Annotated in this window: 1 protein-coding gene; it reads right to left on the bottom strand. The window is 29.0% G+C overall.

Annotation, left to right across the window (positions count from 1 at the left end; all coding sequences use genetic code 11):
* Positions 1-74: 74 nt before the first annotated feature.
* Positions 75-1,067, bottom strand: a complete 993-nt coding sequence (locus tag ACIFO6_RS24170; RefSeq protein WP_430044601.1) for a class I SAM-dependent methyltransferase — start codon at positions 1,065-1,067, stop codon at positions 75-77.
* Positions 1,068-1,267: the final 200 nt, after the last annotated feature.

Raw genomic sequence — 1,267 nt, 5'->3', positions numbered from 1 at the left:
TGGTACAATAACTGATACCTTAATATCATTTCTCATAATAACCGCCTATTCTAATCGTCATAGCCCTGCTTAATTTACATTTTTTCGAAAATATAAAAATCAGATGGAGAGGTCATATCTTCATTGCCTAACTCAAAGGGATATTTATTAGCAACAAAATCAACTAGTTTCCAATCACTCTCATTTTCTTGAACATACTTCATAAATTTTCGATTTCTAAATTCTGGCCATCTCGTGAATTCTTCATGATTACTGGAATAAATTATCACGTACTTACTAGATGCCTTGAACAAATCTTTCATATATTCTATATATACCGTATCTTCAACCAAGTGAAAGATTACATCTAAAGACAGAGCAAGATCATATTTTTTATTCATATAATTGTTTTTTTCGCCTCTGTGAAAAAAAGCTCTATTATCATAATCTGCAAATTTATCTTTATTTTTTTTTATAATCGTTTCAGAAACATCCACTCCTACATACACTGGGTAGTTCATAAGAGAAAGTTGATTTCCATCACCGCAACCAAACTCAATAACAGATTCAATTCGATGACTTTCAACAAATTCATTTATTATAGTTGCTTTGAACTCAGCAAGATGATCATAGGAACCCGTCCCAGATGTAAATCCATCTTTATAATGACTATCCCAAAACTCACTTGAGCTTATCTCCAACATTTTCTTTTCTTGTTGTTTTAGTTTGATATTTTCTTGACTTAGTTCCTCATTAATGGCTGATAAACTCTCCACATTATTCAACAGATTATTTTTATCTTGTAAAAGCAACTCATACTTTTCTTCAAAAATACTTTTTTCTTTTAAAAGATAGGTTTTCTCTTCGGAAAGAGTACTATTCTGCTTTGTTAAGTTTTCGTTTTGGCAAGTTAGTGTTCTTATACTATTTTCCAATAATCTATTATCATTGACGAGTTGCTCATAAGCTATTTTTTTTTGTTCAAGTAATTGGTAATAATTATTAGAAGATATATAATAAGTTTCCCTCTCATCAATAACCTTTTTTAGAGGAGGTACTGATTTAATAATTATTTTCTTTATATTCAAATCTTTCAAGCCTCCCTCTCATCATTTAAAAATCCTTTTATAAATTTTAAATAAAACCTGTAAAATGGAACCTAATATTCTAGATATTATATCAGAGTTAGTTGAAATTCTATTTTTTAACTGATGGTAAACACTTTTTAGCACCCCTCTAGGATACTCCCAATTAAAAAAACCTTGATTAAAATAATCTTGTAAAACAA

Source organism: Paenibacillus sp. NRS-1781 (assembly GCF_050467745.1).
Classification (GTDB): domain Bacteria; phylum Bacillota; class Bacilli; order Paenibacillales; family Paenibacillaceae; genus Paenibacillus; species Paenibacillus terrae_A.
This window is presented reverse-complemented; position numbering and strand designations above follow the sequence as displayed.